The following is a 2,689-nucleotide window of genomic DNA, read 5'->3' as shown; positions in this document are numbered from 1 at the left end:
CGCTCGGACGGGGGGCGGGCGCGGCGGACTGACCGCCGTTGCCGCGGGCCTTGCCGTTGGGCTGGCCGGCACCGTCGGCCCTCAGCCGCTCGGTCAGCCGGCGGACCACCGGCGCCTCGATCGTCGAGGACGCCGAGCGGACGAACTCCCCCATGTCACCGAGGGTCTTCAGAACTTCCTTGCTCTCGACTCCGAACTCTTTCGCGAGCTCGTAGACACGGACCTTTGCCACTCTTCTCCCATCGGTCCGCGTCTGCACGCGGACCACTCAGTTGTACTGGCTCATTGAGGGTTACTCATCGAGTCGTCATGAGCGTCAGCTCACTTCCTGGTCTGACCCGCACCGGGTGGTGCGGGTCGGTTCGGACGGCCCCCGTCCTACGGGGACCGCGGAATGCGTTGCCACTCTACGCCGAGCCCCCCGACCCCGACCAAGTCGGGGACGCCCGCTGCGGGTCGGCGAGGGGGGCGAGCAGGTCGGAGACCTGGTTGGGGTCGACCCCCTCCAGGCGCAGCGCCCGCCCGATCGCCCTGCGTCGGACCGCGAGCTCGGTGCAGGCCGGGTCGGGGTGCACGTAGGCGCCCCGCCCCGGGAGCGACCGACGGCGGTCGACCAGCACCTCGACGGTGCCGGGCCGGGCCACCAGCCGGATCAGCTCGGACTGGCTGGACCGTCGCCGGCACCCCACGCAGGTGCGTACCGGCTGATCCACCGCGACAGCCTACCCGATCGACCCCACCGGGGTCAGCACCGGCGGTCGGGTGGGTTCAGGCCTGGGTCTCGGCGTCGGAGCGGATGTCGATCCGCCAGCCGGTGAGCCGGGCGGCCAGCCGGGCGTTCTGGCCCTCGCGGCCGATCGCCAGCGACAGCTGGTAGTCCGGCACGACCACCCGGGCGGCCTTGGCCGCGGCGTCGACGACGGTCACCGAGGCGACCTTGGCCGGCGAGAGGGCCTGGGCGACGAAGGTGGCCGGGTCCTCCGACCAGTCGACGATGTCGATCTTCTCCTCGTCGAGCTCGTGCATGACCGCGCGCACCCGCTGGCCCATCGGGCCGATGCAGGCGCCCTTGGCGCTGACGTCGGGGTTGTGGCTGACCACCGCGATCTTGGTGCGGTGCCCGGCCTCGCGGGCCACCGCCTTGATCTCGACCAGCCCGCTGGCGATCTCGGGCACCTCGAGCCGGAAGAGGTTGCGCACCAGGTCGGGGTGGGTGCGGGAGACCACCACCTGCGGCCCGCGCAGCTCCTTGCGGACCGCCACCACCTGCACCCGCAGCCGGCGCCCGTGGGTGTAGCGCTCCCCCGGCACCTGCTCGGCCAGCGGCATGATCGCCTCGATCTTGCCCAGGTCGACCAGCACGGTCCGCGACTTGGCGTCTTGCTGCACGACCCCGGAGAGGATGTCGCCCTCCACGCCGGCGAAGTGGCCGTACTTCTGCTCGTCCTCGGCCTCGCGGATCCGCTGCAGGATGACCTGGCGGGCGGTGGTGGCGGCCACCCGGCCGAACCCGGCGGGGGTGTCGTCGTACTCCCCGATCCGCTCGCCGTCCTCGTCGAGCTCGGGCACCATCACCTGCACCTTGCCGCTCTTGCGGTCGAGGTTGACCCGGGCGCCGGGGTGAGCGCCCTCGGTCTTCTCGTAGGCCTGGAGCATGGCCTCCTCCAGGGCCCGGACGAGGACGTCCAGGGGGATCTCGCGGTCGCGCTCCAGCGCCTTCAGCGCGGCCATGTCGATGTCCATCTCAGCGTCCTCCCTCGTCCTCGTCCTCGTCGGAGGCGTGCTCGTCCAGCTCGTCGTCGACGTCCTCGTCAGCGAGGTCGTCGTCGGTGCCCTCGTCGTCGGTGCCCTCGTCGTCGGTGCCCTCGTCGTCGGTGCCCTCGTCCACGTCGGGCAGCGGGTCGGGCCGGTTGAACTCGACCTGCACCAGCGCCCGGCGCACCTCCGCCTGCTCCAGCGTGCGGCGCGCGCCGCCGACCTCGAGCGTGACCGTGGTGTCGTCGGAGGCGACCACGCGACCGGTCAGCTGCTCCTCCCCCACCTCCAGCCTCACCAGGCGGCCGCGGTTGCGACGCCAGTGCTGCGGCTTGGTCAGCGGTCGGCTCAGCCCCCGAGAGGAGACCTCGATGGTGTAGGGCGAGACCCCGCTGGGGTCGTGCTCGTCGACCAGGTCGTTGAGCTGCTTGGCGGCGGCGGCGATGTCGTCGAGCAGCGGCCCACGTCCCTGCGGCCCGTCCCCGTCGACCACCACCTTGACCACGCGGCGGCGTCCGGCGGCCTGCACCGAGAGGTGCTCCAGCTCGAGCCCGTGCGCGGTGAGGACGGGGGTGAACAGGTCGTCCAGGTCGGAGTCCTTCACGTGCCCGTCCCTCCATCCGGTTGTGCCTGGCAGTTGTCCCGGCGCGATGTCCGGGACGGTCGAGCATATACGTCCGCGCCGCCCCCGCGACCGGCTCGCTGCGGTAGCGTCCCCGGGGTGTCCACGCTGAGCCGCCGTCGTCTGCTCGCGGCCGCCGCCCTGGGCACGCTGCCGCTCACCGGCTGCACCTGGTCGAGCCCGGTGGTCCGCGGCGGACCGTCCACCCCGCCGCCGCAGCCCCCGCCGCCGCCGGAGGTGCAGGACGCGCTGCGCACCGAGCAGACCCTGGCCGCGGTGGCCCGGGCGCTGGCCGACGGGCCGGACGCCGTG

Annotated in this window: 5 protein-coding genes; 1 reads left to right on the top strand and 4 read right to left on the bottom strand. The window is 73.0% G+C overall.

Going from position 1 to position 2,689, the window contains the following annotated elements:
• From DVA66_RS19220 to rimP, 4 genes are all read right to left on the bottom strand, one after another.
• A partial coding sequence (locus DVA66_RS19220; protein ID WP_157974149.1) for a translation initiation factor IF-2 N-terminal domain-containing protein occupies window positions 1–232 on the bottom strand: 232 nt, incomplete at its 3' end.
• A 175-nt stretch (window positions 233–407) separates the two neighbouring features.
• Window positions 408–713, bottom strand: a complete 306-nt coding sequence (locus DVA66_RS19215; RefSeq protein ID WP_114561444.1) for a YlxR family protein — start codon at window positions 711–713, stop codon at window positions 408–410.
• 55 nt (window positions 714–768) lie between these two features.
• Window positions 769–1,743 (bottom strand): transcription termination factor NusA, encoded by a 975-nt coding sequence (gene nusA / locus DVA66_RS19210; RefSeq protein ID WP_114561443.1) that lies wholly within the window; start codon window positions 1,741–1,743, stop codon window positions 769–771.
• A 1-nt stretch (window position 1,744) separates the two neighbouring features.
• The gene (gene rimP / locus DVA66_RS19205; protein ID WP_114561442.1) at window positions 1,745–2,359 is read right to left on the bottom strand and encodes a ribosome maturation factor RimP; all 615 of its coding nucleotides are present in this window, start codon (window positions 2,357–2,359) and stop codon (window positions 1,745–1,747) included.
• Between the two features lie 117 nt (window positions 2,360–2,476).
• Between rimP and DVA66_RS19200 the strand changes: the two genes are divergently transcribed.
• On the top strand, window positions 2,477–2,689 hold a 213-nt coding region (locus tag DVA66_RS19200), incomplete at its 3' end, for a hypothetical protein (RefSeq protein ID WP_198671957.1).

The sequence above is a fragment of the Desertihabitans aurantiacus genome, assembly GCF_003344635.1.
Classification (GTDB): Bacteria; Actinomycetota; Actinomycetes; order Propionibacteriales; family Propionibacteriaceae; genus Desertihabitans; species Desertihabitans aurantiacus.
The sequence above is the reverse complement of the archived record's forward strand: the minus strand, read 5'-3'. Positions and strand labels throughout refer to the sequence as shown.